Genomic DNA, 2798 nt, shown 5'->3' with positions numbered 1-2798 from the left:
GTTTGATATGGTCAAGCGAACAAGGGCGCAGGGCGAATGCCTTGGCACTGGGAGCCGATGAAAGACGTGATAAGCTGCGATAAGCTTCGGGGAGCTGCAAATAAGCATTGATCCGGAGATTTCTGAATGAGGAAACTCACTCAGGTTCATACCTGAGTACGTTGTACTGAAATTCAAAATAGGTACATCGGGGGAACCGCCTGAACTGAAACATCTAAGTAGGGCGAGGAAGAGACATCAAACGAGATTCCGTAAGTAGTGGCGAGCGAACGCGGAAGAGGGCAAACCGAAGGTAGAAATACCTTCGGGGTACGGACTGCTTTTAGGACTCGATCTGTTAACCGAACGGCATGGGAAGGCCGGTCAGAGAGTGTGAGAACCACGTAGGTGAAAACGGAAAGAGCTGCGCAGATTCCAGAGTACGGCCAGACACGTGAAACCTGGTCGGAAGATGGGGGGACCACCCTCCAACCCTAAATACTACCCAGTGACCGATAGCGTATAGTACTGTGAAGGAAAGGTGAAAAGCACCCCGGGAGGGGAGTGAAAAAGAACCTGAAACCCTGTGCCTACAAGCACCTAGAGCACGTCAATGTGTGATAGGGTACTTTTTGTAGAACGGTCCGGCGAGCGATTGTATGCAGCAAGGTTAAGGACTTAAGGTCTGGAGCCGAAGCGAAAGCGAGTTTGAAAAGGGCGTTAAGTTGCATATAATGGGCCCGAAACCGGGTGACCTACCCATGGTCAGGTTGAAGTGGAAGTAAAATTCCATGGAGGACCGAACCGACCTCCGTTGAAAAGGCGGCGGATGAACTGTGGGTAGCGGAGAAATTCCAATCGAACCCGGAGATAGCTGGTTCTCCCCGAAATAGTTTTAGGACTAGCCTCAAGTTAGATACCTGGAGGTAAAGCACTGAATAGCCTAGCGGCCGAGAGGTTAGCGAAGCTTATCAAACTCAGAATGCCAGAGTATTGATGCTTGGGAGTCAGACAGTGTCAGATAAATGTCATTGTCAAAAGGGAAACAGCCCAGATCTACAGCTAAGGTCCCAAAGTCAGGTTAAGTGGAAAACGATGTGAAGATACGCAGACAACCAGGATGTTGGCTCAGAAGCAGCCACTCATTCAAAGAGTGCGTAATAGCTCACTGGTCGAGCGTCTTTGCGCGGAGAATTTAACGGGGCTAAACCTGACACCGAAGCTTAGGCAATCCAGTAATGGATTGGGTAGGGGAGCGTTGTATACGCGGAGAAACAGTAGCGTGAGCGGCTGTGGAGTGTATAGAAGTGAGAATGCCGGAATGAGTAGCGCGAATGCAGTGAGAATCTGCATGGCCGAAAGCCTCAGGTTTTTGGAGGAAGGTTCGTCCGCTCCAAGTTAGTCGGGAGCTAAGGTGAGGCCGGAAGGCGTAGCCGATGCACAGACGGTAGAGATTCCGTCACCACCAAAAGAGTTAAGCACAGGGACACATTTGAAGTCTCAGAGCCGGGTGTTGGTTCCGGTAGAGATCGAGGGAAGTTAGTACCGAAGTCTGAGATGGAAGATGGCGAGAAAAGCTGTGTGTATTTCTGAGGTGCCCGTACCGCAAACCGACACAGGTAGGTAGGAAGAAGATTCTAAGGCCAACGGGAGAAGGGTTGTTAAGGAACTCGGCAAATTGACCCCGTAACTTCGGGAGAAGGGGTGCTCCAGAGATGGAGCCGCAGAGAATCGGCCCAAGCAACTGTTTACCAAAAACACAGGTTTGTGCTAAATCGAAAGATGACGTATACGAGCTGACGCCTGCCCGGTGCTGGAAGGTTAAGAGGAGATGTGCAAGCATTGAATCGAAGCCCCAGTGAACGGCGGCCGTAACTATAACGGTCCTAAGGTAGCGAAATTCCTTGTCAGGTAAGTTCTGACCCGCATGAAAGGCGTAATGATTTGGGCACTGTCTCAACAGCCCGCCCGGCGAAATTGTAGTACCGGTGAAGATGCCGGTTACCCGCGACAAGACGGAAAGACCCCATGGAGCTTTACTGTAGCCTAATATTGGGTTTCGATGTTGCATGCACAGGATAGATGGGACACTAGGAAACAATCGCTTTGGCGGTTGCGGAGTGGCCGTTGGGATACCATCCTTGCGATATTGGAATTCTAACCTGCGGCTCTGAATCGAGTCGGGGGACATTGTTAGGTGGGCAGTTTGACTGGGGCGGTCGCCTCCTAAAAAGTAACGGAGGCGTTCAAAGGTTCGCTCAGCTTGAACGGAAATCAAGCAAAAGAGTGCAAACGCAGAAGCGAGCCTAACTGCGAGACTGACGGGTCGAGCAGTAACGAAAGTTGGAGTTAGTGATCCGGTGGTATGTGAGTGGAAATGCCATCGCTCAACGGATAAAAGTTACCCTGGGGATAACAGGCTGATCTCCCCCAAGAGTCCACATCGACGGGGAGGTTTGGCACCTCGATGTCGGCTCATCGCATCCTGGGGCTGTATTCGGTCCCAAGGGTTTGGCTGTTCGCCAATTAAAGCGGTACGCGAGCTGGGTTCAGAACGTCGTGAGACAGTTCGGTCCCTATCTGTCGTGGGCGCAGGATATTTGATGGGAGCTGTCCCTAGTACGAGAGGACCGGGACGGACGTACCTCTGGCGCACCAGTTGTTCCGCCAGGAGCATAGCTGGGCAACTACGTACGGATCGGATAAACGCTGAAAGCATCTAAGCGTGAAGCCGACCCAAAGATAAGATGTCCCATTGTTTTAAACAAGTAAGACCCCTTGAAGACTACAAGGTTGATAGGCACGATGTGTAAGTGGAG

The 2798-nt window shown here is 51.4% G+C and carries 1 rRNA gene; it reads left to right on the top strand.

Annotated features, from left to right (window positions below):
• Nucleotides 1-9: 9 nt before the first annotated feature.
• Nucleotides 10-2798 (top strand): 23S ribosomal RNA (locus AAAU26_RS13805); the annotation flags it as partial.

It is taken from the genome of Faecalibacterium longum, assembly GCF_040094125.1.
Taxonomy (GTDB): domain Bacteria; phylum Bacillota; class Clostridia; order Oscillospirales; family Ruminococcaceae; genus Faecalibacterium; species Faecalibacterium longum.
Note: the sequence above shows the minus strand (reverse complement) of the source record. Positions and strands in the feature narration are given on the sequence as shown.